The organism is Solibacillus sp. FSL W8-0474 (assembly GCF_038004065.1).
In the GTDB taxonomy this organism is placed as follows: Bacteria; Bacillota; Bacilli; order Bacillales_A; family Planococcaceae; genus Solibacillus; species Solibacillus faecavium.
This window is the reverse complement of the sequence record NZ_JBBOQJ010000001.1, coordinates 757,698-783,430: the sequence shown is the minus strand read 5'-3', so window position 1 is coordinate 783,430 and position 25,733 is coordinate 757,698. Positions and strand designations below refer to the sequence as shown.

Annotated in this window: 17 protein-coding genes; 1 reads left to right on the top strand and 16 read right to left on the bottom strand. The window is 38.8% G+C overall.

Going from position 1 to position 25,733, the window contains the following annotated elements; all coding sequences use genetic code 11:
* Window positions 1–48: 48 nt before the first annotated feature.
* From NYE67_RS03770 to NYE67_RS03700, 15 genes are all read right to left on the bottom strand, one after another.
* A complete protein-coding gene (locus tag NYE67_RS03770; protein WP_340729242.1) occupies window positions 49–951 on the bottom strand; it encodes a fumarylacetoacetate hydrolase family protein in 903 nt (300 codons plus the stop codon).
* Between the two features lie 130 nt (window positions 952–1,081).
* Window positions 1,082–2,257 carry a DUF418 domain-containing protein gene (locus NYE67_RS03765; protein ID WP_340729241.1) on the bottom strand — a complete coding sequence of 392 codons (1,176 nt, stop codon included), beginning with the start codon at window positions 2,255–2,257 and terminating at the stop codon, window positions 1,082–1,084.
* A gap of 11 nt (window positions 2,258–2,268) precedes the next feature.
* The gene (addA, locus tag NYE67_RS03760; protein ID WP_340729240.1) at window positions 2,269–5,988 is read right to left on the bottom strand and encodes a helicase-exonuclease AddAB subunit AddA; all 3,720 of its coding nucleotides are present in this window, start codon (window positions 5,986–5,988) and stop codon (window positions 2,269–2,271) included.
* On the bottom strand, window positions 5,963–9,604 hold the full coding sequence (addB, locus tag NYE67_RS03755; protein ID WP_340729239.1) for a helicase-exonuclease AddAB subunit AddB: 3,642 nt from the start codon (window positions 9,602–9,604) through the stop codon (window positions 5,963–5,965). Before addB ends, addA begins: the two co-directional genes overlap by 26 nt.
* Window positions 9,605–9,733: 129 nt before the next feature.
* The gene (locus NYE67_RS03750; RefSeq protein ID WP_340729238.1) at window positions 9,734–10,357 is read right to left on the bottom strand and encodes a TVP38/TMEM64 family protein; all 624 of its coding nucleotides are present in this window, start codon (window positions 10,355–10,357) and stop codon (window positions 9,734–9,736) included.
* A 146-nt stretch (window positions 10,358–10,503) separates the two neighbouring features.
* Window positions 10,504–11,673 carry a PDZ domain-containing protein gene (locus NYE67_RS03745; RefSeq protein WP_340729237.1) on the bottom strand — a complete coding sequence of 390 codons (1,170 nt, stop codon included), beginning with the start codon at window positions 11,671–11,673 and terminating at the stop codon, window positions 10,504–10,506.
* A gap of 163 nt (window positions 11,674–11,836) precedes the next feature.
* The gene (locus NYE67_RS03740) at window positions 11,837–13,264 is read right to left on the bottom strand and encodes a S41 family peptidase (protein WP_340729236.1); all 1,428 of its coding nucleotides are present in this window, start codon (window positions 13,262–13,264) and stop codon (window positions 11,837–11,839) included.
* 74 nt (window positions 13,265–13,338) lie between these two features.
* A complete protein-coding gene (locus NYE67_RS03735; protein ID WP_340729235.1) occupies window positions 13,339–13,911 on the bottom strand; it encodes a peroxiredoxin family protein in 573 nt (190 codons plus the stop codon).
* A 441-nt stretch (window positions 13,912–14,352) separates the two neighbouring features.
* Complete coding sequence (locus tag NYE67_RS03730; RefSeq protein ID WP_340729234.1) at window positions 14,353–15,639, bottom strand: murein hydrolase activator EnvC family protein; 1,287 nt, start codon at window positions 15,637–15,639, stop codon at window positions 14,353–14,355.
* Between the two features lie 92 nt (window positions 15,640–15,731).
* Window positions 15,732–16,628, bottom strand: a complete 897-nt coding sequence (ftsX, locus tag NYE67_RS03725; protein ID WP_191698643.1) for a permease-like cell division protein FtsX — start codon at window positions 16,626–16,628, stop codon at window positions 15,732–15,734.
* A complete protein-coding gene (gene ftsE / locus NYE67_RS03720; protein WP_340729233.1) occupies window positions 16,618–17,304 on the bottom strand; it encodes a cell division ATP-binding protein FtsE in 687 nt (228 codons plus the stop codon). Before ftsE ends, ftsX begins: the two co-directional genes overlap by 11 nt.
* A 465-nt stretch (window positions 17,305–17,769) precedes the next feature.
* Window positions 17,770–18,969: a DUF4097 family beta strand repeat-containing protein gene (locus tag NYE67_RS03715; protein ID WP_340729232.1), complete on the bottom strand. Its 1,200-nt coding sequence runs from the start codon at window positions 18,967–18,969 to the stop codon at window positions 17,770–17,772.
* Window positions 18,970–19,055: 86 nt separating this feature from the next.
* Window positions 19,056–21,923, bottom strand: a complete 2,868-nt coding sequence (gene uvrA / locus NYE67_RS03710; RefSeq protein ID WP_340729231.1) for an excinuclease ABC subunit UvrA — start codon at window positions 21,921–21,923, stop codon at window positions 19,056–19,058.
* 5 nt (window positions 21,924–21,928) lie between these two features.
* Complete coding sequence (gene uvrB, locus NYE67_RS03705; RefSeq protein ID WP_340729230.1) at window positions 21,929–23,911, bottom strand: excinuclease ABC subunit UvrB; 1,983 nt, start codon at window positions 23,909–23,911, stop codon at window positions 21,929–21,931.
* Window positions 23,912–24,284: 373 nt separating this feature from the next.
* A complete protein-coding gene (locus tag NYE67_RS03700) occupies window positions 24,285–24,527 on the bottom strand; it encodes an IDEAL domain-containing protein (protein ID WP_340729229.1) in 243 nt (80 codons plus the stop codon).
* A 186-nt stretch (window positions 24,528–24,713) separates the two neighbouring features.
* On the opposite strand from NYE67_RS03700, the gene NYE67_RS03695 reads away from it, so the two are divergent.
* Window positions 24,714–25,205 (top strand): competence protein ComK, encoded by a 492-nt coding sequence (locus NYE67_RS03695; RefSeq protein WP_340727047.1) that lies wholly within the window; start codon window positions 24,714–24,716, stop codon window positions 25,203–25,205.
* Window positions 25,206–25,208: 3 nt separating this feature from the next.
* Here NYE67_RS03695 and NYE67_RS03690 read toward each other — a convergent pair whose 3' ends face one another.
* On the bottom strand, window positions 25,209–25,562 hold the full coding sequence (locus NYE67_RS03690) for a hypothetical protein (RefSeq protein ID WP_340727046.1): 354 nt from the start codon (window positions 25,560–25,562) through the stop codon (window positions 25,209–25,211).
* Between the last annotated feature and the right edge of the window lie 171 nt (window positions 25,563–25,733).

Genomic DNA, 25,733 nt, shown 5'->3' with positions numbered 1-25,733 from the left:
TGGATTCGTCCAAGTAACAAAAGAATAGGTCATAATAAATGAATTATATTAAACAAATCGGTTTGCCAGAGTCCCAATGCCTTCAATTGAAACTTTTACCTCATCACCGGCTTTTAAAAATTTAGGTGGATTCATTGCTTTTCCAACTCCGGCTGGCGTGCCTGTTAAAATAACATCGCCCGGCTCCAGCGTTACATATTTTGAAATAATTGAAATAATATCCGAGACGGTAAACATCATATCTTTTGTCGAACCGTTTTGACGAACTTCCCCATTCACCTTCGTTACAATCGTTAATGTATGCGGATCTGGAATTTCATCTTTTGTAACTAAATATGGACCCATAGGACAGCTGCCTTCCAAGCTTTTTCCTAGGAAATATTGTTTATGTTTTTCTTGTAAATCACGCGCTGTAATATCATTAGCAATTGTATAGCCAAATACGTAATCATACGCCATTGCTTTAGGAATATTTTTGCCTTGCTTACCGATTACAATCGCCAATTCTCCTTCATAATCAAGAGAATCCGTAAATTCTGCATGAACAGATAATGTCGATTCATCAGATGCAATCGCAGTTGGGGATTTAGTGAATACTACCATATCTTCCGGTGCTTTCTCTGCACCCATTTCAATTGCATGGTCATTATAATTTTTGCCGACACACATGATATTTTTCGGTGTACGAGGAACCGGCGACAACCATTCTATATTAGAATATGCTAATTTGAATTTAGCACCATCTTCATGCTTTTGTGCTGCCTCTACTAATTTACGAACTTGCTCTACAAATTCATAGCCGTGTGCTATCCCGTCGATAATTGTTTCCGGAAAGTCTTTTAGTACATTGAGTTGTTTTTGAATTTCGACAACATCCCATACTGCCTCTTCTTTTTTCACTTTAGGGCCAAACTTTACTTGTTCGTTTACTATAAATGATAACAATTTCATAACGTGGAGCACTCCTTCTGTTTTTTTACATCATACATTAAAAATAAAATAATTGCCTTACTTTTCTGACAAAATAATATTATTCTGTAAAACTAAGCTTTCTCCCTATAAATTTACATAATAATAGGTTTTATTTCCAAGAAGCGAACTTACCATAAGTCAATTTTTTCACTAATATTTCCAATGGTCCTTGTTTAAATTTTGAAAAATAAAGTTCTGCAAATAACACTTGAATGACGAAGATTCCAATTGCCATATAAATCCCCATTTGCACATCCACTTTTCCGTAAAGACCGAAGCCCCATTTATAAAACAGCACCGTACAAATAACAGATTGCATAATGTAAAGAGTCAACGACATACGTCCCGCGGTAGCGATTGGAGACAAAAGCTTCACAACGAACGATAGCTGCGTTAACAATGTTACAACCGCTATATAGCCGACTGCTAAAATAGGACCGCCAATATAAACTTGTAAATACTCATTACCAATCGTTTGAGCTCCGGAAATCGGCAGGCTTTTCACATACAGTCCGCCAGCGACTCCAATTATCGCTAAAACAAACCATAAAACAATTTTTTCCTTTGCCCGTTCGATTAGACGCCATTTTGCAAGGGCAGCACCGATCAACATATAAGGTAAAATTGTAAATAATGAGGATATCCACATAAATAGACTCATTTGTACTGCCAAATCATCGAGACGCTGCACAAATGCATCTGTCCAACTACCAATACCATAAGCTGTCACTGCACTTTGAATCGCATCAATATTTACAGATATTGAATCTGTTGATGTTGTAAAAAAGCCAGCCATTGCATACAAGCTTAAATTAAATCCATGATACAAACCATTTACAGCAATTGCTACTAGTAAAAGCCATTTTGCCGGCAGACGGATAAGTGCAATTAAAAATACACCACAAAATGCATACATTGCTAAAATATCGCCCCACCAAATAAGAATGGCGTGAAACATTCCAATGCAGAAGATAAGCAAGAGACGTTTTGGAGCAAATAGATAGAAATTAATGCCCTTTTCTTTTGCTTTTACATACTGCATTGCTAAACCATACCCGAAAAGCATAGAAAATAACGGATAAAAACTACTTTGAACATATATATCCAAAAGCTGGTGAAGTACAATATCCTGTACTTCACTAAACCAGCCGCTTAAATCCGCAATATGTGGCATCGGTAAATAAAAGCCAAACATATTTACTAATAGAATCCCGAGCAAACTAAATCCTCGTAAAATATCAAGCGTTGCTATACGCTCATTCGTACCTACTGGGCGAAAATCCACCTTTTATCCCCCTAATCTATTTTCACTTCTAGTCCAATGCTATATAAATACAAAATACGTTCGCTTATTTCGATACGTTTTATGGTTTGTACAGCATGCTGATAATAGTTTAATTGAATCTGGTAGGATTTTGTCATTTTTCGTTTAATTTTCTCTAAATCGTCTAAAATCATCTGTTCAATATAATCCGTTTTATAGTCCAGGAGTACCCATTTACCTTCTGCATCTTCAAATATACAGTCAATGACCCCTTGTATGATTTGCGCGTCACCGTCTTCATCCTTCAAACTCATTGTAAACGGTACTTCTCTTAAAATTTCCTTCGCCGTTTTAAAGCGTTGTCCTACTTCTGTTCCGAAAAAGGCATATACCTTTTCAGCGGATACCGCGTCCGCCTCTAGTTGTTGAAGTAATTGGCGATCGACAAGGGATTGTATAAAGTGTTCCGTTTCTTCAATTGTAGCAAAGCCATTCTGCGGAATATGTTGCATAACGGCATGCACAGCCGTACCTACTTCCGTAGCAGAAAGCTTTCGTTTTTTCTTCTCTTTTAGCATAAAGCTTGGTACTTCTGTGTTTACATAACGTTTTGCTTCGGAATTGTATAAATGCTCCTCTTCCATCTGCTGCAGGCTTTCCATACGTTTAAGCTCTGAAACTGACGTTTTGGACTTTTTCGTTACGGCATCCTTGTAAGAATACGGTGTAGTAAAGCGTTCCGTCAGTAGCTGAACGATATCCTCATTTACAACCTCCTGCACTACTTCCTCTTCCACTACCTCTACTTCAGTTGTTGTTAAATAGTCACGATTCGGTATTACCGTAATCGACCACTCCGGTGTTGTTGTAGCTTTGTTCGAATACCCATAACTTACAAAGAGGAAGTCTTGGTGACGAGCAACAGCTGGTCCAACCCAGCTTAAATAACTATTTGCCTTTGAACGGATATATGCCGGAAGTACGGTTTCTTTCAATTCCTGATAAAATGTCCACTCTTCTTTTTGCTTTTCCCAATCTTTAATCGAGCCGACTAAAATAAGCCGTTCTTTTGCCCGAGTCATCGCCACATACAATACACGCATTTCCTCAGCTTTCATTTTGGCCAATTTCTTTTCCTTCACATACAAATGTGGAAGAGAAGTGGAAATAATATTTAGGTCGGGATTTACTGATTTAATCGCTAATCCAAAATCTTGATCAAAAATATAGCGGTTCCCTAAATCTTTCGTATTAAATGTACGACTCATGCCGGCAACGAATACGACCGGATATTCAAGTCCCTTCGATTTATGGATTGTCAACAAAGTCACTACATCATCCGCTTCACTTGTGGATTTCGCAACACCTAAATCGTCTCCTCTTGAATGCATACGGTCGATAAATCGTAAAAATCGGAACAAGCCACGGAACGATGTTTTCTCATAGCTCAGTGCACGGTCATGAAGTGCACGTAAATTTGCCTGTCGTTGCTTCCCGTTGGACATCGCACCGACCATTTCGAAGTAATTTGTATCCAAATATACTTGCCAAACTAAATCAGCGAGCGCACCATGACGGCTAAAATTACGCCACTTGTCGTGCAATGCGAAAAATCTGTCAAGCTTAGCTTCTGTTTCAATCGGCATTTCGCCCTTCGCTTCTTCTTTATACTGTTTTAATGCCTCGTAGAACGGTACTTTCCCGTTCACTAGTCGGATTTTCGCCAATTCATTTTCCGTCAGTCCAATGAACGGTGCCCGCAGAACAGAGGCGAGGGGAATATCCTGATATGGATTGTCGATTACTTTTAGCGTGTTAATCATAATCATTACTTCCAATGATTCAAAATAGCCTCCATCTGTTTCAGCATATAGCGGAAGACCTGCTAGTTTAAATTCCTCCGCAAAGGTCGTATACCATGTACGGGAACGCATTAATACGACGATATCCCGGTAGCTGACTGAACGCATCGACTTCGTTTTCGGATTGTACACCTGTCCACCATTGTCAACTAAATCGCGAATGCGTTGAATAATGTAGCGCGCTTCTTGCTGAGCTGTGCTAATGCTTTCTTCTTCAGCACCTTCATCTTGACCAGGTACGTTTTGTGACTTCGAGTCACCTTCCAGCAACACAAGCTCAATTGGTACTTGCTGCGCATCATAGCTAGCTCCAAATTTTAATTTTGCCTGCTCATCATACGCAATTTCCCCAACTTCCTCATCCATAATTTGCTCGAATACATAGTTCGTACCTTCCAGCACTTCGGAGCGACTACGGAAATTGGCATTTAAATCAATCTTCATTCCTGTATCGGATGGATTCTCTTCAAAGCGCTTATATTTCTCAAGAAATAGGCGCGGCTCTGCAAGTCGAAACGCGTATATACTTTGCTTCACATCACCAACCATGAACATATTCCCGTCCTGCTCTCCGCCGCTTTTCACAAGTTGTAAAATCGTTTCCTGTAAGAAATTCACATCCTGATACTCATCGACAAGAACTTCTTTGAAACGTTTTTGGAAGGTGCGTGCCACATCGGATGGTTGCGGTCGTTTGGAATCACTCTGTGGATCCGTTAATATTTCCAAAGCATAATGCTCTAAATCCGAGAAATCCAGTAAGCCGCGCTCTTGTTTGGCTAATTTAAACGCTTCACTATACTCAATTGTTAGCTTTACTAGCGTTTCTAAAATAGGCTTTGTTGCCGCCATTTCCTGTACATAGAGCTTTGGATGTCGGGCAAAAAATGTGTCCTTTAATGAATTCAGCATTTCTTTAGCTGTGTCACGGTGATTTTTTGCCACCGCATACGATGCTTTGTCTTCTTCCGTATCTTTTTTCGTCAACGGTTTAATCCGTCCAAACTCAATGGAAGGGATTAACTCATAAGCTTGCTCCCACGAACCATTTTCCATCGCATTTAATACATGTGTCACCCCTGTATATTCCGCTGCAAACAATGGCTTGTTTTTTTCTAAAGCGGGCACGACCGAAACAATGTGCAAACCTTTCTCAAGGCGGGCTGCAATCTCCTTCAAGCTTGCAATAATAAACGGACGGACTTCTTGTGCAATCGCTAAATCATCTATTGGACTGTTCGGATCAATATCGTATTTTTCCGGCAATGTTTGCAGCCATTCGTACGGATTAGGCTGCACGCGTGAAACTTTGTACATTTCCTGCAACAATAGTTCAATTGCCTGGTCACTTCGGTCTGACGCAAAGCTATCAATCAATGTATAAAGCTCCTCTTTCGTAAAGAGCGTTTCCATATCGCCACGGTACGCTTTTTCCAACACGTCCATTAGCACATCATCTTGCAATAACGAAGCTTCTTCTGTACTTGCCAGGCGAAAACCAGGGTCTAAATCAATTGTGTATGCATATTCACGGCAAATCGATAAACAAAACGAATGCAGTGTAGAAATTTGCGCTTTGTTTAATAAACTTAATTGTCTGCGCAGAAAAAGGTTGCTTGGATTTTCAGTAAGGGCTTTTTCGAGTGCTTCTGCCATTCGATTCCGCATTTCTGCAGCGGATGCATTCGTAAAGGTTACAACTAGCAGCTCATCAACATCAATGCGTTTTTCTTCCGGCGCTACAATTTTTTGAATAAGCCGCTCAATTAAAACAGCCGTCTTCCCTGAACCAGCGGCTGCAGATACTAATATATCATGACCGGATGCATAGATGGCTTTCCACTGTACATCCGTCCATTGAACGTCATTCGGCTTCGCTGGAATCGTCATGAACACACACCACCTTTTCAATATTTTTAAATACTTCTTGCTCCGGCTGTTTCTTTATTTCATTGAAACTATTACCCGTCTCTGCTTGATCAAATTGGCATACCGCTTTATAGCTGCAAAATGTACAGGCTTTTTGGTTGCCTAGGCTATACGGTTTGATTTCTGTATTGCCCTCGTAAATTTTATTCCCTGCCTGACGGAATTTATAATGAACAAACTCTTGTAGGTTTTCCATTTGTCCCTGTTCGATCACTTTTGACGAGCGGTTATTAAATTCAGGATCCTCGCCACTTTTAAATGCAGCTGGAACAATAATGGAAGTTTTATTCGGTTCGAGGGATTGATCCATTAGTTGTGCGATTTCTACATCCTTTAACATATAGCCACTTAATTTAAACTTCTCTTGACGTAAATTTTCCACCCGGTCCTGTTCTTCGTAATCTTCAGTTGGAATAAGCGGATTGTGTACATGTAAATAGAACATTCCAGCCGCTTGGACAATAATGTTTTCCAGCTCTGATAAGTCCTGAATAAATTTACCTTCACGTGCGATAATCGGAATGTTTTTCATCGCCACATCCAAATAGGTCAAGAGCTGCAGGGATATCCCATTATATACTTCAGTAAAATCAAGTTTGCGGCCACTTGATTTGTAATCAATGACACGCAAATATAAATTTTCTGCGTCTTTATATGCATCGATACGGTCAATTTGACCACGGACATACATTTTGCGGTTATGATCCAATTCAATCTCGAGTGCATCCAATGGATTGTTGTCATCTTGTTCAGTATTTTTGTCATCGCGCTTACCGAAAGGCTTTTCATGGGCAATCGCTTTAAACCTGGACAGCTCACTTTGGTTCATAAGAGCATACACAGTACGGGCTACTATTTTCACAAGCTTTGTTTTAATGTATTCAAAACGATGACTACTTTTTAAAATGCTATAAGAGAAATAATCGACGAGCTTAGAAATAGTATCATTCGCCTTTTTGTAGCAATTTACATACGTATTCAATGCAATTGTCGGCTCTTTTTCCGATAAAATTGTCCGAATCGCTTCATGGAATAGATCACCCATTGCAAATGTCTCTAACTTAAATTCTGTACGTTCCTGCAATTTAAGACCGTAAGAAGCAAAATGCGAATATGGACAGCTGTAAAAACGTTCAATGCGCGATACGCTTGCCAAGAAGTTTTCCCCATATAATGCCGTAGCAACTTCTTCTGTTAAAGGCTCCGCTTCATTTGTTGAATACAATGGTTTCCCCACGATATTAAGCACATTTCTCCATTCGGAATCCCGTTCATAAAATGCCTTCAACGCAGCCCATTCCTCTGAGAGCGGACGTCGCTCAAGTTGCGCCTGCTTCAGCTGTGTCATTAAAAAGCCAATCGACGGGGATGGGTGCTGTATATAGTGCAGTACATTATCTTTTTGTTGTTCATCCAAAGGATCCATCGCTATTTGTCGATGCGGTAATGTACGAACTGTTTCCCCCTGGTGCATTCCCTGATTTTCCACAACCTCGAACATTTTATGCAGTCGATTAATATAAAGCGACGGAAGCTTACTTTTACTTTCCTCATCTGCATTTGCATACGTAATATATAAATACTGTGTCGACGAGGAAATAGCACGGTAAAATAAAAAGCTCTCCTGAAGCAGCCTACTTTTTATACCCGGCGCCAATTCAACATCAATTTTTTCAAAGGCTTCCCGCTCATCATCGGATAATAATCCCCCTGCATCCATACGCATCGGATAGACACCATCGTTGACACCAATTACAAAAATCGCCTTTTTATTATCAAAGCGTGCAAACTCAACGGTTGAAACTGTCACCTCATCCAATGTTGGAGGCACACTTGAAAATTGCAGTGTTTCAAAGCCTTCATCTAATATTTGTGCCACTTCTTCCAACGGCATAATTTTGTCGCCGAACATGAGATCAAACTGCTCTAAAATATGCACCCAGCCATTCCAAGCCTGCTCATGTTCCAGTGAATGATGAAGTGCATTTTTCAGTTCTTCCTGTTCCTGCATTTTTAAAAGTTTTTTATAAATATCCAGTTTTTCCATAAACTCGTACAATGCCACTACAATTTCACGGCCTGTCCGTTTACCTTTCAAGCGGTTTTGCAATGCTAAAACCGGTTCGCGGATTAAATCCCGAATTGACTTTAAAAGCTGTTCATGTTCCAATTCATCTTCTGTCTGTATCGAATTTACTTTTTCCAAAGATTTAAAACGACGATAATGCCAAACTTCTTCGTTTAGCCATCGATCATGGACAATCCCTTTTGCAATGACAAAATTTTCAAGAATGTCGGCTCTGTCCCGCATTGCCATTAAATTCGCTCCATACGGAAAGAAAAGATCCGTTTTAATACTCCGGAATATCGGCTCATACTTCCAATTTGTTGTGATAATTTCCAACACAGATCGACTAAATTCAATAAGCGGATGATACAGCATCGCCCGTTTCTCATTTGAGAAAAAAGGAATCTCGTATTGCATAAAGGTCGTACCGATAATTGCCTCATATACATCCGCCTGGCGGTACATAATCCCGATATCTTTATAGCGCAACCCCTTTTTTAAGACAAGTTGCTTTATTTCCTGGGCAATTCCTTGCACTTCAGCTCGTGGATTTACACCTTCCAGTATTTGCGCATGTCCTGTCGATTCAATCGGAGCGTCAATAACTTTGTCAAAGCTTCGTTCAATTTGCAGCAAGTCTTGATTTTTTGCACGGTAATTTACTTCGAGATGAACTCTTGGCTCCTCTTCAATGTCGATTCCCTTTTCAAAACGCAGCTTTTGCAGTTCATGCTTTATTTTGTCATATGTCATGGCGGCCCTGTAAAATACAGATCCTTCGAGCATATCAGCCTGGGGGTCCTCCAATGGCAGCACAATTGTGACACGCTTGGCATAAATTAAAAGCTCTTTTAAGATCGACATTTCCTGTCCATTGAATGAAACAAACCCATCTAAATACACATGGGTATCCCGCAAGCTTTCCATCTTCGGAATGCGTTCGATTAGCATTGGAAAGTAGCCGTCTCCGTCAATATATTCCGTTCCAATACGCTCATGTAGCTGCTTTAATATAATTTGTAAATCATGCAATTTATGGAGCAGTACTTCGCTCGCTCCATTTTCCCTAAGTGAATCAATTAGTGGCTCAATTGTCTCCACATCAATATGGTACTGACTGAATTCTTTTAGAATTTGTTCGACTTCCTTCGTAAAACCACGCTTACCGGCCGCTCGTTTAAAAAGTAAAAATTCTTCTTGGTGTTCTTCCAAAATACGGCGTAATAACATGCGGTACCCTGTGCCATCAATACGCTCACGTGCAATGCCGCCTTCATTTTGCAGTACATACCATGCCAACCGCTTAAATGTCATAACTTGCGCCCGCATCATGCCTTCTATGTCATAATTCGTCGTCAGTTCATACTCTGTTGTAAATGACATTTGGTCAGGTACTAAAATAAAAATTGGATTGGCAAACAAATTTGTTTTTAAATCCTCCACAATCTCGCGGTGAATAAAAGCTGTTTTCCCCGTACCTGCCCGACCCGAAATGACTCGTAATGTCATAATTTCACCTCATTTATCTTTGTTAATCTATTATAATATAAGAATACATGTTCGTACATTAATGGCATTCATAAAACAAAACCTTGTTCTTTTACACAACTGCAAAAAACAAGGTTTGATCATTACATATTATTTATTTCTTCTAAGTTTTTCAATTTCACGCAAGTCGCGCTCTACACGCTTATTTAAGATCCGTTCGATAAATTTACCGATAGCCCAAATGATCAATACAATGACAATCGATATAATAATTTTTACCGGTGACTTTAAAATGTCTCGTAAATCACTACCTAAATAACTAATTAAAAAAATCATAATTGGCTTAGAAATAAATAGTGTTAAAAAGTAATACTTTTTCTTAATATTTGAGAGACCGGCCACGCTGTTTACCACAACAACCGGTGTGAATGGCAAACATAGCAATACAAATAATGGCGTAAATCCTCTTATATCTACCCAATGAATCAGTTTTTTAACTTGGGTTTGTTCTTTTATGCGACGGAAGATTCGATACTTCCCAAACTTTCGAATCATTAAGAAAAACAGATAAGAACCTGCAACCGTTCCGAGCCATGACAGTAAGAAGCCCCAAAACAGTCCGTAGGCAGCTGCATTGGCAATAACGATGATAAATAAAGGCAATATCGGTAAAAATGATTCTATAAAAGTTAAAAATATACTGAAAAAGGGACCTAATAATTTATATTTTTCTACAACAATTTCCACATTGTCGATAGTCATCCAATCCAACATAACCTTCACTCCTGCCACAACATGAAATACTAGAAGCATTTAACAATTTTAGTTTTGATCTTTTTCACTTTTATAGTAACATAAATTATTCTATGTAACCTTAAAAAAAGAACCCCGTTTTCACGGGATTCTTTACCTTCTATAATCTAGTTCACTACTAAAAGTCCAATTTTATAATTATCATCCCGATGTACAACATGTTGGGCTAAACGCAACTCACCTGCATGATCCAGCACTTCCAGACGACAATGGGCTGCATTAATTTGCAGTGCTTTATATAAATCTTCTTCTGTATAAACATCTTGTCCATTCACACGCTTTATAACTTCTCCTGCCAAGAGGCCCATTTTTTCTGCCGGCGAATTTGGTAAAATCCCTGCAATCATAACACCTCTATCACTACGCATTACAGCATAGCTATTACGATCTTCGGCACGGCTGTAATAAACCCCTATAACCGTCCGCGAAATTGCTCCCAATGCCAAGGCTGCTGCACCTAATACAGGTGAAAAATAGGCAGCTAATCCGACTATCAATACAAATTGACCAATCATGACTATCGAACGCCCCATTTGAGGATAAACGTTCATCGGCAGCTTTTGACGAACCATTTGCTGGAAACCAATTATAAACGGGAAGACAATGAGTGAAAACTGCTCAGCACCAACTGTAAACTGCGGCCAAAATGGAGCAAAACTCTGAATCCCATCACCAGGTATTATTGTAAATACAGGCAATACCCAAAGCTGTTTACTGTAATAACCGATACCGTTTAATCCGCGCTTAGTCGTCTCCATAATAGGAGAGGCAAAACGTCTACCATAACGGCGAATCAAAATTCCTTCCGCCATTAACAAAAGACCTGTCAAAATTGGTACTGTCATGACAAGATTTGTTACTGCATCAGTACCATTCAGTTCAAGCGGACCGATAGAATATGTCCAATTTTGCCATTGCATAATAGCAAGCATACAAAAAGCGATGGCCATTACAATAGCCGGTGACAATAAATGATACGTATAAATAAGTAATGCTACGAGACTTACAACAAAAACAAAAGTTAATAATTCGAGTGAGACCGTTAAGCCAATGACAAGACTAAAAACGGAAATAATAACGGAAAGTACAAACCCCATTACTAGCATATTTTTCAACTCGGACCAGCCACCTAGTATACGCCTATTGAAGAATCGCCGTTCACGTTTCACTCTGCGGTATCCTAAATAAATTGCAGAAATTATAGCGATATACAACAAAGGATTTATAAAAAGTCGGCCAATCCCTTTCAAAATTTCAATTAAAATTGTTTCATCCATTTTCTCACCTACCGTACAATTAATTGTATCAAATCCTATTGATTATGCGTAGTCCCATTTGTACCGATAATAAAATAAAGACGACCTGAAATAAACAATTTCAAGGTCGTCCTGCATATACTGATATTCTTTTTTCATTCTATTAGAGCATCACATCTTCACATCATTCCAATTGATGCATTACATAACTAATCGCCATCTGCAATTGCATATCATTCACCTGTGATTGTTTAAATGTTTCAAGCTGTTTCGTTAGTTCCGCGAAGAAAACTTCATCCATATGACGCCCTTCAGGCAAATCTTGTTGCCGTCTAAAGCTTTCTACTTCCTGCGCTGTATCCATATCGAAAAATCCATCGGTACGACTTATAGTAAAGCCTAATTCACTTAAAATCCGCTGACTATAGGCAACTTCTTCACTATACTCTCCTACTTCAAAACGACCTCTCAATATTTTCGTTTCTACACGGTATAGCGGGTGTTGAGTCACTTCTACATCGGGTTCTACGCCAACGTCATGTACCCAGCGCTTGGACGGTGTAAGCCATTTATTCGTTGATAATTTCACCTCTCCGCCGTTTTGTAGATCCCACGTTTGCTGAACAGTCCCTTTCCCAAAACTTGTGACGCCAATAATAACGGCGCGTTTCCAATCTTGCAGCGCACCTGCAAACACTTCACTTGCAGAGGCACTTCCCTCATTTTGTATAACCGTGACGGGCGTTGCACGCAGCCATTTTGCATAGGGTTCAAACTGTTCAATTTTCTTCGTTTTCAGTGGCTCTGTTACACCATCATGATTTTGCATATAAGCAAATACGACTTCCTTTTGCTCAAACATGCTCATCATTTGTGCAACACTATGTAAATAGCCACCTGGATTGTCACGCACATCAATGATTAACCCTTCTACATCCTGCTCAATTAATGCATCAAGAGATTTTTGCCATTCATCGGCAGTTTTTTCACCAAACATTGAGATCGTCATGTATCCAATTTTCTTTCCTTCTACTTCAATTACATCTCCTTGCACAGTATCATTTTTCAGGCGTTCCCTTTTTATACTTAGCTTTACATGTTGCTCTAACTCAGGTCGATACAATACGAGCTCTACACTTTCCCCTTCTTTACCATGCATAAGCTTACGTACTTCCCCCATTGTTTTCCCTTCAAGTCTTACTTCGTTAATCTGTACAAGCTCATCCAATGGCCTGATACCTGCTTTTTCTGCTGGTGATGATTTAATTGGTGCTACGACGATAAACTTGCCATTCGCTTCTGATAGTTCCAGACCGATTCCAATCCGTTCACTTGCGAGCGTCTGTTTATGTAATGCCGCCTCTTGCTCCGAATAATATGTGCTATATGGGTCATTAATTGCATTGGCCATTCCTCGAAGTGCGCCTTCCACTATTTTTTCGGAATCAATATCATAAACTGACTCGCTCGTTATCAACTTGTGCAGTTCATTCACCACAGCAAAATCTGCCTGTTCAACTTTTGGCTGTGCCTGCATTTTCACTGCCCAATAGACACCTGCCCCTATACATAGCAATAAAATAATTAATAAAAAAATCCGACTTTTCCGCACAAATTCTCCTCCGTTCCATAAAATTTATGAAGCGAAAGAAAGATTCATACTTATAAAGACGGATAGAACATGAATTAATTTAATTGTGTCACATTTTCTCGTAATGTATCTAAATCAAGCGGACCTACAATTGTCTTTTGAATTTTCCCCTCTGTATCAATCATGAAGGTCGATGGAAGTGTTAAAAGTTCATATTGGCGGGACACTGTCTCCTCCAATTCTAAAACAATTGGAAATGTTATATCATAGCTTTTTAAAAACTGCTCGACACGTTCAATCTTTTCCCTATGATACGTTACATTGACACCGACAATTTCAACATTGTCTGTTTCGCGATATTTCTCATAGTACTTTTGCATATGGGGCATTTCTGCCTCACAGGGCGGACACCAAGTTGCCCAGAAATTCAATACAACCTTTTTTCCACGTAAATCTGAAAGGGTCACTGGTTCTCCCTGGATATTATATAAAGTAAAATCAGGTGCGAATTGTCCTTTTTCAAGTCCAATTTCCTCCCCTAATTCAATTTCTGTTCCTAATGCCTCACTGCTGATTACTGTACTTTTATCGAGTTCCTTTATTATATATGTACTTAGCATCGTAACGACGAGAACTAAAATTATAACGATGCCTATATTCTTTTTCATCAACCTCACCTCACTATTTCTTCTTATTAGTACAATATCATACCTTTATGGAATTTATTCAAAATTAAAAGGCAAAACTTTAACAAATAACGTCTGTCTAGATGGAGAACAACACATACAAATAAAGGGCCTGAGACATAAGTAGAATTTTCTTTGTATAAGAGCAATTTCCTTATTAAAAATCTGATACTTTATGAATTGATTGGAGTGAAGGGGCGACTCCTGGGGGATAAGCGTGACGCCTGAGACTAGGAACAAAAGCTAAGAACACCACGTCCTGTGGCAACGCTTTTGTGACCGACATCGTGTCGGCCTCACGCCCCCGGAAAGCGTCCCCGTAACGGAAATCAATTCTGGTAGAAACAGAAAAATATCCATTTTCCCTTTAGGAAAATGGATATTTTTCGTTTTGTCCCAAACTTTTTTAATTTTAAAGCGATATTATAACGAAATATAACGTAAAGGATTCACAGCATTTGAACGACTGCCATTCCATTCACCTACGTGAATTTCGAAATGTAAATGCGGTCCTGTCGAGTTTCCGGTATTACCTAAACGTGCAATTTGCTGCCCCTTAGAAACAACGTCACCTACACTAGCATTAAAGCCGCTTAAATGGGCATATGTTGTCGTGAAAATTTGTCCTTCGATTGAGTGAGTGACCATCACTACATTCCCATAACCATTCATTGTTCCTGCATAAGAAACAACACCGTCAGCTGCAGCAACAACCGGTGTACCGATTGAATTGGCAATGTCGATTCCTAAGTGATTTTTACTTCCGATTGGTCCAATGTCACGTGAGCCGAAACCTGAAGTAAATCGCCCAGCAGCTGGTCTTGTCCAAGTACCGGCTGCAACAGTTGGTAAATTGCCGGAACTTGAAACATTACTGTTTTTCTTTTTATTTCTTTTAGCTTCTAAAGCTTTTTGTCGTGCAATTTCAGCTAAACGAGCCTGTTCTTTAAGGAATTTCGCTTCTACTTCTTTACTTAACTCTACTTTATCATCGTATTCTTCTTTTAACGACGTTTTTTGAGCACGTAATTTCGCTTCTTCTTTTTCAAGTTCAGCTACTAATTGATTTTTTTCTCTCTTTTGTTCCTTTAATGACGCCATCAGTTTTTGCAGTTTTGCTTTATTCGCCTCTAAATTCTCTTTTTTCTTTAGTAGCTCTACTTTTTGGACTTCCAGCTTTTCCTGGTCTTCCTTTTGCTCACGCATAATTTGACGGTCAGCATCCATAAGTGTACTTACAGCAGAGAAACGGTCAATAAAATCTACAAAACTATTAGCACCTAGGAGTACATCTAAATAACTTACCGTGCCACTTGATTGAATTGCACGGGCACGCTCACGCAACAGTTCGTCACGTTTCTTAATTTTATCTTGTAATTCTTTTATTTCATCTTCCAATATCGAAATTTCTTCATTTGCAATTTCGATATCCAATTCGACAACTTCAATTTCTTGATTCTTTGCATTAATCTTTGCCCCAATTTGCTCTAATTGAGAAATAATTTTCTGCTGACGATTTTGATTTGTTTGAATTTCATTTGTTTTTTGTTCGAGTGATTTGTTGAGCATCTTTTTCTCAGCTTCAAGTTGGCTGCGCTCTTTTTTTAGTTCACTTAATGATGCTGCATACGCTGCTGGCATTTGAATAAATAAAATAAGCGCTAGTAGTACAGCAATGATTTTAAATGAACGCGTTGTTAGCTTCTTCAAAACCTGTTTCCCCCTAAATGCATGAATAGTAGTCGCTCGTTTCGTCTCTCTTTTGTTGAACTTTCAAAGAGCATGATGCAATTTATGTTCTATTACACTTTTAAAAACTTACGCACTGACATAAAGCTGCCCCATATACCGATGAACATGCCGATGAATAAAATTAGTCCATTCACCTGCAGCATAAGTGGTGCAACCTCTAATAATTGGAATAACTCGCCTTTTAATCTTGGTGCAAGCAATTCATAAATATTGTAATAAGCAATCGTAACGGCTGTTATTGGAATGATAGATCCAATGATTCCTAGCCACATTCCCTCTAACACAAATGGAATACGGACAAAAGAATTTGTAGCCCCTACAAGTTTCATAATTTCTATTTCATCTCTACGTGCAGTAATCGTAATGCGAATCGTATTGGAAATTAGGAACATCGCTGTAAACAGCAAACCTAAGATTAACACAAGACCTACATTACGTGCAATTTCTAAGAAGTTAAATAGTTTTTCTACTTTACCTTCACCATATTTCACTTCATATGTGCTTTCAAAGCTTTCAATCTTCTTAGCTACTTCAGCAGTTTTTAATGGATCGACCGCTTTTACGTATAGCACATTATATAATGGATTGTTTTGTTCAAATAAACTTAATTCATCACCAAAGTCTTTAATTAACTTACTTAACTCTTCTTCCTTCGAAGAATATGTAACTTCTTCAACATCTGGTAGATTGTGAATTTCATCAACTAACTGTTCTTCGGCAAGTTTAGCTTCTGCCTCATCGGGAATAATTTCAATTAATACACGAATTTCAACATCGTTTTCTAAATCCGATGCCACTTTGTTTAAATTCATCATAATGGCTGCAAATACGCCTACCAATAATAAAGTGACTGTTACGGCACTGATAGAAGCCAATGTCATCCAACTATTTCGCCCTAATGATTTAAAACTTTCGCGAAAGTGACGGGCAATTGTTCTAGTTTTCATAGCCGTAATCACCTCCGTACTCATCACGGACGATCATTCCGCCTTCAATTGCAATAACGCGTCTACGCACTGTGTTTACAATTTCCCGGTTATGTGTTGCCATTACAATCGTCGTACCTTGGCGATTAATTTCCTCAAAAATATTCATAATCTCCCAAGATGTTTCCGGATCGAGATTCCCTGTAGGCTCATCCGCAATCATTACTTTCGGACGATTTACGATGGAACGGGCAATCGCCACCCGTTGCTGCTCCCCACCGGAAAGTTCATTTGGCAACATACGCACTTTATGCTTTAACCCAACAAGTTCAAGCACTTCCATTACTCGTTTGCGGATCACTTTCGGTTGCTCTTCAATTACTTCCATAGCAAACGCTACATTTTCGTATACCGTTAAGCGCGGCAATAATTTAAAGTCCTGAAACACCACCCCGAGTTGACGGCGTAAATGAGGCACACGGTTATCTTTTAACGTTCTTAAGTTAATCCCGTTAATTAATACATCACCTGTAGTTGGCTTTTCCTCGCGGTACATCAACTTTATAAATGTCGATTTTCCTGCTCCACTCGGTCCTACTACATAAACAAACTCACCTTTTTTTATTTGAACTGTAATCCCGTTCGCCGCAACGACCCCATTAGGATACTTTTTAACTACATTGTTCATTTGAATCATTAACGAAACCACCTAAGTCTTTGTCTTAATTAAATTATAGTCTTATCTATTATAGCACTTTCAATCTATAAATTTATTACAGTTTCTTTTCAATGTAGGCTACCATAAGCATTTAAAGTATAATGTCGACACCGCAGCCTTCATATTATCAAATAATTTTTGTTTCTAAGTACGATATAAACATTTTTTATGTTTTCGTAATATATTTGTTAAACTACGAAATTTTATTAATATAATATAAGGTTCCCATTATTTAAATAATTCGACATATAAAATGGAATTCCTTTACATATATCGATGAAATTTGGGTTTTAATGAAGTAGGAGTATTTTATCTTAACTTTTTATACGGGTGAGAGACATAACTTTTTTGAGGGTATTAAAAATCAGTATTTCTTCGTCTATTCTTTTTGAACAGACAAAGGGCACTTACTTATATAAGTAAGCACCCCTTTAGTCTTCTATATTATTGCAGTGTATAGCGTACTAATACTGTACCAGTACGTGATTCACCTACTAATTTTAGTAGTTTTGCGCCTTCCAATTCTTTTGTGAAGCGCAGCGATTTTGAAAGGAATTGCTCCTCTTCTTCAGAAAGCTTCACATCGCTTAAGCCAACGTCTGCCTTCCCGAAGTTTGTGAAAATTTGTCCTTCAAGTGCAACCGTTTTTGGTACGTAGATTTCTACTGAACCTGCTAAAGCACGGGCTTTAATTTTGTGTGCCTCTGAGCTTGTAGTTGTAATGACAACATGTCCATTTACAGATTCCGCTTCTACTTCCTTTAATTCTCCGTCGATGTAAATACGTCCATTTGCTGTTTCCACTTCTAAATCGTCGCCTTTTACATGACGAGCTTCTACCGTACCATTGCTCGCTTGCAATTCTGCATGGTCGAAAGTCACGTTTTCAAGTCGAACGATACCGTTATACGTACGGGCCTTAATTAATTTTGCATCCATCTGTTCAATTGATATACTGCCTGTTAATAATCGGGCGATAAATACATCGTAATGCTTTTCTGGAATAGCAAGTTGTACATTTAACTGTGTAAATTTATTTGCAGATTGAATAAATAATTTATCATTCGTCAATGTCGATAAGTTCTCAGTAACTTGCGAAATTGTTTCTTCCTGAGTACCTTTTTGCGGCGTTTTGCCGAAAATGTTCACTGACACCAATTCGTCTGTTGCTCTTACTACATCGACTTTACCATTTGCGACCTCTAACTCAATGCTTTTAATATCTGAGACAGGATATGCAAACGTTTTTGTAAATTCTACTTTTTCACCAAAAGGCGTTTCAATATCAAGATCCTTGAATTTCGATAAAGCTGCACCAACCATTCCAGTCATACGTGTGCTGAATTGCGATAAGTCCTGCTTAATATCTCCCATAAACTCGTCCATCTTTTTAGTAAATTCTTTATCGTTGAATGATTTGCCGAAAATATCTTCAAACCCTGTTGTCTTACGCTTCTGTTTTTGTTCTTCAAAAATCGGGTCTGCCTTATGTGGTTCTTCCTTTTGCTGTTCAAAAGTTGGAACTACTGGCGTTGGAGTGGATTCCTTTTGTGACGAAAGCTTTTCGAGTAATACAATCGCCTCTTCTGCTGAAATTGTACCGTTTTCAACTAATTGTAAAATACGTTTACGTTCTTCTTGCATATAAAAATTCCTCCCTCTGCTTCGTATATAGTTATTATACGAGGAGGGAGGAGAAAAAGTTTCGTTTGCGCTCTCAGTTTTTTAATCTATTTACTTTTTGCTGCGCTAATTTTCGAGGACATACGCTCACGGTCACGCTCTAAAATAGGCTTTAAGTAGCGCCCCGTATAGCTTTCCTTTACTTCCGCAATTTCCTCTGGTGTGCCGGTTGCTAAAATCGTGCCGCCACCTTCGCCACCTTCAGGACCTAGGTCGATAATATAGTCTGCGGTCTTAATTACATCTAAATTATGTTCAATAACAAGCACTGACTCTCCATTTTCCACTAAACGCTGCAGCACGATTAGTAGACGCGAAATATCATCCGCGTGTAGCCCTGTCGTTGGCTCATCCAAAATATAAAATGATTTTCCGTTTGAACGACGATGTAATTCAGAAGCCAATTTTACACGTTGTGCTTCCCCGCCGGATAAGGTTGTAGCAGGCTGGCCGAGCTTCACATATCCTAGCCCAACATCGACAATCGTTTGCAATTTTCGTTGGATTTTCGGTATGTTCCCGAAAAATTCCAACGCATCCTCAACGGTCATTTCCAAAATATCAGATATATTTTTATCTTTATATTTCACTTCTAACGTTTCGCGATTGTAGCGTTTTCCGTGGCATATTTCACACGGAACATAAACATCCGGTAAAAAGTGCATCTCGATTTTGATAATGCCATCCCCGCGACATGCTTCACAACGTCCACCTTTTACATTGAATGAAAATCGTCCTTTTTTATAACCGCGGATTTTCGCTTCATTCGTCATCGCAAATACATCGCGAATATCATCAAATACGCCAATATAGGTTGCCGGGTTTGAACGTGGTGTACGTCCGATTGGTGATTGATCCACATCAATAACCTTCTCCAGCTGCTCCAATCCTTCAATTGATTTGTGTTTGCCGGGCTTTACTTTTGCACGGTTTAATTTTGAAGCGAGTGCTTTATATAATATCTCATTTACTAATGTCGATTTACCCGAACCAGAAACACCGGTAACCGCAATGAACTGACCTAATGGAATATCGATATTGACGTTTTTTAAGTTATTTTCCGAAGCACCTTTAATCGAAATTTTTCGGTCATCTGCTTTACGACGTTCAAGCGGCAATGGAATAAATTTCTTACCGCTTAAGTACTGTCCGGTAATGGATTCTTTATTTTTCATCACTTGCTTCGGTGTCCCTTGCGCAATAATTTGCCCACCGTGTACACCAGCACCTGGTCCGATATCAATTAGATGATCCGCTGCCATCATCGTATCTTCATCATGTTCGACGATAATTAATGTATTGCCCAAATCACGCATATTTTCCAGTGTATGAATCAATCTGTCATTATCCCTTTGGTGCAGCCCAATCGATGGCTCGTCTAAAATATAGAGGACTCCTGATAAGCGCGAACCAATCTGGGTTGCCAACCGAATACGCTGTGCTTCTCCGCCCGATAATGTTCCTGCCGAACGAGCAAGCGTTAAATAGTTTAACCCAACATCTAGTAAGAACTTCAATCGCTCAATTACTTCACGAATAATTAATTTCGCAATTTGACGTTCTTTTTCTGTCAGCTCCACCGAACTAAAGAAATCATACATTTCCTGAATCGAGTGACGCGTCGCTTCAGAAATATTTTGATCTTTAATTTTTACTGCCAGCGTTTCTTTTTTCAGACGATGCCCCTTACATGTAGCACAAGGCTGCTCCGTCATATATTTTTGCATCGATTCGCGTACATAGTCTGAAGAAGACTCTGTAAAACGGCGCTCGATATTGCTGATTACCCCTTCAAACTCCATATTTTTCTTATGCATTCTGCCATAATCATTTGTATATTCAAAAAGGATTTTCTCTTTGCCTGAACCGTATAAAATTTTATCCATTTTTTCCTTTGGAATATCCTTTACCGGTACATCCATTGGAATATTAAAATGCTTGCATACAGATGCCAAGAGCTGCGGATAATAATTAGAAGAAACGGATTCCCATGGGGCAATCGCATTTTCATTCAATGTCAAATCCCAATTATAAATGACCAAATCTAGATCAGCCTTCGCTCTGCTACCAAGCCCATCACATGTTGGACATGCACCAAACGGGCTGTTGAACGAGAACATGCGCGGCTCAAGTTCACCAATTGAAAAGCCGCACAAAGGACATGCATGATGCTCACTGAATAACAGCTCCTCATGCTCCATTACATCAACAAGTACTCGTCCATCTGCAATTTTCAGAGCGGCTTCAAGGGAATCGCTTAATCGTGATTCAATCCCCTCTTTTAAAACAATACGATCGATTACTACTTCAATTGTGTGCTTTTTATTTTTATCGAGCTCAATATTGTCATCTAAATCACGAAGTTCCCCATTTAATCGGATGCGGACATAGCCTTGCTTTTTCAGGTCTTCCAGTAGCTTTACATGCGTACCTTTTTTCCCTTCAATAACAGGGGCAAGCAACTGCATTTTAGTACGCTCTGGATATTCCAGTAAACGGTCCACCATTTGTTCGATTGTTTGGGAAGTAATTTCTATACCATGTGTCGGGCAATACGGTTTACCGATCCGTGCATAAAGTAATCGTAAATAATCATATATTTCCGTAACCGTTCCAACAGTAGAGCGCGGGTTACGGCTCGTTGTTTTCTGATCAATGGAAATGGCTGGGGAAAGCCCTTCAATCGTATCGACATCCGGCTTGTCCATTTGCCCTAAAAATTGTCGTGCATAGGCAGACAATGATTCCACATAACGACGTTGCCCTTCAGCATAAATCGTATCGAATGCTAAAGAGGATTTCCCGGATCCTGAAAGACCTGTCACTACGACAATTTTATCGCGGGGAATTGTGACATCAATATTTTTTAAATTATGCGCGCGTGCACCTTGTACGACAATTTCTGTATTTTTCACATTGTTCACCCTTCTGACTTTAATTCAAATATCATGTCACGTAATTCTGCCGCACGTTCAAAGTCTAATCCTTTTGCGGCTTCTTTCATTTCAACTTGCAAAGTTGCAACAAGCTTCTCCAGCTCTTTTTTTGTAAGCTTTTTGCCGCCCGTCACTTTTGTAATGTATGTTTCTTCCTGTTCCGCAGCTTGAGTTGCCCGGATTATTTCAGGAATCTTTTTAATAATAGTCTTTGGTGTAATACCGTGTTCTTCGTTGTAAGCCTTTTGTATTTCACGACGTCGCTTCGTTTCACTGATGGCCTTTGTCATCGAATCCGTCATATTGTTGGCATATAGAATAACATGACCATTCGAGTTACGTGCAGCACGTCCAATTGTTTGAATTAATGAACGCTCTGAACGAAGGAAGCCTTCCTTGTCTGCATCAAGAATCGCCACAAGGGAAACTTCCGGAATATCAAGGCCTTCCCGCAATAAGTTAATGCCGATCAGCACATCATATGTCCCTTTACGAAGCTCCCGGATAATTTCGATCCGTTCCAATGTCTTGATTTCCGAGTGCAAGTATTCGACTTTTAAACCCATTTCTTTTAAATAACTCGATAAATCCTCAGACATTTTCTTTGTTAATGTTGTAATTAATGTCCGTTCATTACGACGGATACGTTCATGAATTTCATCGATTAAATCATCAATCTGTCCTTCAATTGGACGTACATCGATTGTTGGATCAAGCAGCCCTGTTGGACGAATAATTTGCTCCACCATTTCCGGTGTATGCTCCAACTCGTATGGACCAGGTGTTGCAGATACATAAATGGCCTGGCTAACTTTTGACTGGAACTCATCGAACATTAACGGACGGTTGTCAAGTGCTGACGGCAAACGGAAGCCGTGCTCAACTAATACACCTTTACGAGCCTGGTCTCCATTATACATACCACGTACTTGCGGCAAAGTAACATGACTTTCATCCACAACAAGCAAAAAGTCCTTAGGAAAATAATCTAGTAATGTATATGGTGTCGCCCCTGCTTCACGCAATGTCAAATGGCGAGAATAGTTTTCGATGCCTGAGCAAAATCCCATTTCCTTCATCATTTCCAAATCATAATTTGTACGCTGTTCTAAACGCTGTGCCTCCAGTAAACGGTCTTCCGAGCGCAATACTGCAAGGCGCTCCTCCAGTTCTTTTTCAATATTTTCAATGGCTACTTTCATCTTTTCTTCACGGGTAACGAAGTGGGATGCCGGGAAAATCGCTACATGCTGACGGTCTCCCAGAATTTCACCTGTTAATGCATCGACTTCCCGAATCCGGTCAACCTCATCACCGAAAAACTCAACACGAATACAATGCTCGTCTCTAGATGCCGGGAAAATTTCTACAACATCCCCACGCACTCGAAACGTACCACGTGTAAAGTTAATGTCATTTCGTTCATATTGAATGTCGACCAGCTTGCGCAATAGCTGATTACGCTCTAGTTCCATCCCTGTACGAATGGATACAACCATTTCACGATATTCTTCAGGATTACCGAGACCATATATACAGGATACAGAAGCAATTATAATAACATCATCCCGTTCAAACAAAGCAGTTGTGGCCGAGTGACGTAGCTTATCGATTTCTTCATTAATACTTGAATCCTTTTCAATATACGTATCGGTTTGTGGTACATACGCTTCCGGTTGGAAATAGTCATAATAACTTACGAAATATTCAACTGCATTGTCCGGAAAAAACTCCTTGAACTCACTATATAATTGACCTGCAAGTGTTTTATTGTGTGCCATCACGAGCGTTGGCTTATTCACTTCTTTAATTACATTTGAAATTGTAAAGGTTTTACCTGTACCGGTTGCCCCCAGCAATGTCTGATGGCGTTTTCCTTCTTTAAGGCCTTGTACAAGCTGTTTAATCGCTTCCGGCTGGTCACCGGCAGGCTTGTAGGCGGACTGTATTTTATAAGTTTCTGTCATTTTCAGCTTGTCCTTTCTGTCGCTTTTCTTATTCTCTATTTTAACATACCCGTTTTTAATTTACGATAAAATTGCGAACGTATATTCCTATTTTATATTTGAACTCTGAATGGGTAATTTATTGCTTGGAGCGTGAATTTTATTAGAACTTTTTCTGTGGATATTAGAAAAAGTTGGTGACTTATTCGAACTTTACAAAGGGTCATTCGAAAATAGTAACCACTTATTAGAAAAATTATCCTTTTTATTAGAAAATAACCAATTTATTAGAACTTTTATAATTTTATTAGAAAGTTTTTGTAAGATATTAGAAAATTGAACTTCATTTATAATTTCAAACAAAAAAGCCACCTATCATAAGGTGACTTCTTTGTTAAGAAACAGTGAATGCCATTAAATCGTTTAATTCAGTTGAATACTGTTCAAATGCCTGCTCGTTCTTTTGATCTAGCGATGTATCGATAAGTAATTTTAGTTGTTCGATACGTTGCATACGCTGTAATCGACTAATAAATAAATCTAAATAAATTTCATTCAATAACTTCTCCGCTTGATTTTCAGTGGACTGCTGACCTACCGCTTTTAAAAAGTCTGTATAAGAATAATATTTATCCATCGATATCACCTCGACCTCTTTTTTCCATTATAAAGTAAAACACATTTAATTTGCAATATATTCTGAAAAATTATCATATGACCAAATTTTCAGAATATGGTATTGATTTTTTCCATTTATTGTATTATTTTAACTGTATAGTGGAAATTTAAGCGGGTAGGGAATGTTAAAGAAAGGGGATCTAATATGACTAGTAATATACCACAAAATTCAAATTATATTATTTCTAACTCAACTTTTTGTTTAAGTTCCTATCAATATCGGGATAAAATCCATACGATAATATTGGACAAATACGGAAAAGTAACCGCACCTTATAAGCCTTTAAAGCTTGTTCGCAACACATGCAGGTTGCACGGCAGTTCCTATGAAGCAAGCAAATATCAGGCCAGGAAGTTTTTCGGGGAGAATAAACACAAACTGCCGGTTATGGTGGCATACGATTTTGGGGAGCCTTGTGTATTGTTTCCGCTCTTTTCGCCACATTCCCCTCATAATATTTGGATAGCATTAAACTCTGTCATTAATATTAGTGATAAGCGTGATAAAACACGCGTAACTTTTATCGACGGCACAGAGGTTGATTTCGCTATCCATATGAAATCGTTTAACCAACAATACGTACGTGCTGCCATGTTCTATAAACACCTTATTCTAAATCGCCATGCTACGCTGTAACCATCAGCTTTTTGCAAAATAGTCCGCAAGAAGCATCTCGCTATGATTACGAAGGCGAATATTCGAATATCTCCTACACTCCATGACTCCATTAAAATAAAAATGATACTCGGTAAACATATCATCCGTTTCGCCTCTTACTAGACGCATCTGATGAAGTTTAAAATAGTCCTTCGTTTCTTTTAAGTCATGTTTTACCTTGGTACTTACAGCATTAATTAAATGTAAATATGGATTTTTAAATTTAAACGGGCTTTGTTCTACAATTGAATAATCCTTCTCAAGAATTATTAATAACAACGGCAAATAAATTCCTGCTTCATAGTACGGAATCGTTTTAGAAGGAATTTGCACCATAAGAAAACCTCCATTACAAGAACATTTGTTCGTATTTATTTTCACATATTTTTTTATTTTTGACAAGCGGAAAATAATTACCTAGCTTAAATTTTCATTATAATGAAAAGGCTGCGCTAAAAGTCATTTTGACTTTTAACACAGCCTTTCTACGTAATATAATATGGCTCC

Excerpts from the sequence above, each read along its gene's own strand:
- uvrB (WP_340729230.1), bottom strand. The coding sequence starts at position 23,911 with ATGACAGAAACTTATAAAATACAGTCCGCCTACAAGCCTGCCGGTGAC.
- NYE67_RS03735 (WP_340729235.1), bottom strand. The coding sequence starts at position 13,911 with ATGAAAAAGAATATAGGCATCGTTATAATTTTAGTTCTCGTCGTTACG.
- NYE67_RS03770 (WP_340729242.1), bottom strand. The coding sequence starts at position 951 with ATGAAATTGTTATCATTTATAGTAAACGAACAAGTAAAGTTTGGCCCT.
- addB (WP_340729239.1), bottom strand. The coding sequence starts at position 9,604 with ATGACATTACGAGTCATTTCGGGTCGGGCAGGTACGGGGAAAACAGCT.
- addA (WP_340729240.1), bottom strand. The coding sequence starts at position 5,988 with ATGACGATTCCAGCGAAGCCGAATGACGTTCAATGGACGGATGTACAG.
- NYE67_RS03690 (WP_340727046.1), bottom strand. The coding sequence starts at position 25,562 with ATGGTGCAAATTCCTTCTAAAACGATTCCGTACTATGAAGCAGGAATT.
- ftsX (WP_191698643.1), bottom strand. The coding sequence starts at position 16,628 with ATGAAAACTAGAACAATTGCCCGTCACTTTCGCGAAAGTTTTAAATCA.
- ftsE (WP_340729233.1), bottom strand. The coding sequence starts at position 17,304 with ATGATTCAAATGAACAATGTAGTTAAAAAGTATCCTAATGGGGTCGTT.
- NYE67_RS03700 (WP_340729229.1), bottom strand. The coding sequence starts at position 24,527 with ATGGATAAATATTATTCTTATACAGACTTTTTAAAAGCGGTAGGTCAG.
- NYE67_RS03745 (WP_340729237.1), bottom strand. The coding sequence starts at position 11,673 with ATGGATGAAACAATTTTAATTGAAATTTTGAAAGGGATTGGCCGACTT.
- NYE67_RS03715 (WP_340729232.1), bottom strand. The coding sequence starts at position 18,969 with ATGCAAGAAGAACGTAAACGTATTTTACAATTAGTTGAAAACGGTACA.
- NYE67_RS03695 (WP_340727047.1), top strand. The coding sequence starts at position 24,714 with ATGACTAGTAATATACCACAAAATTCAAATTATATTATTTCTAACTCA.
- NYE67_RS03750 (WP_340729238.1), bottom strand. The coding sequence starts at position 10,357 with ATGTTGGATTGGATGACTATCGACAATGTGGAAATTGTTGTAGAAAAA.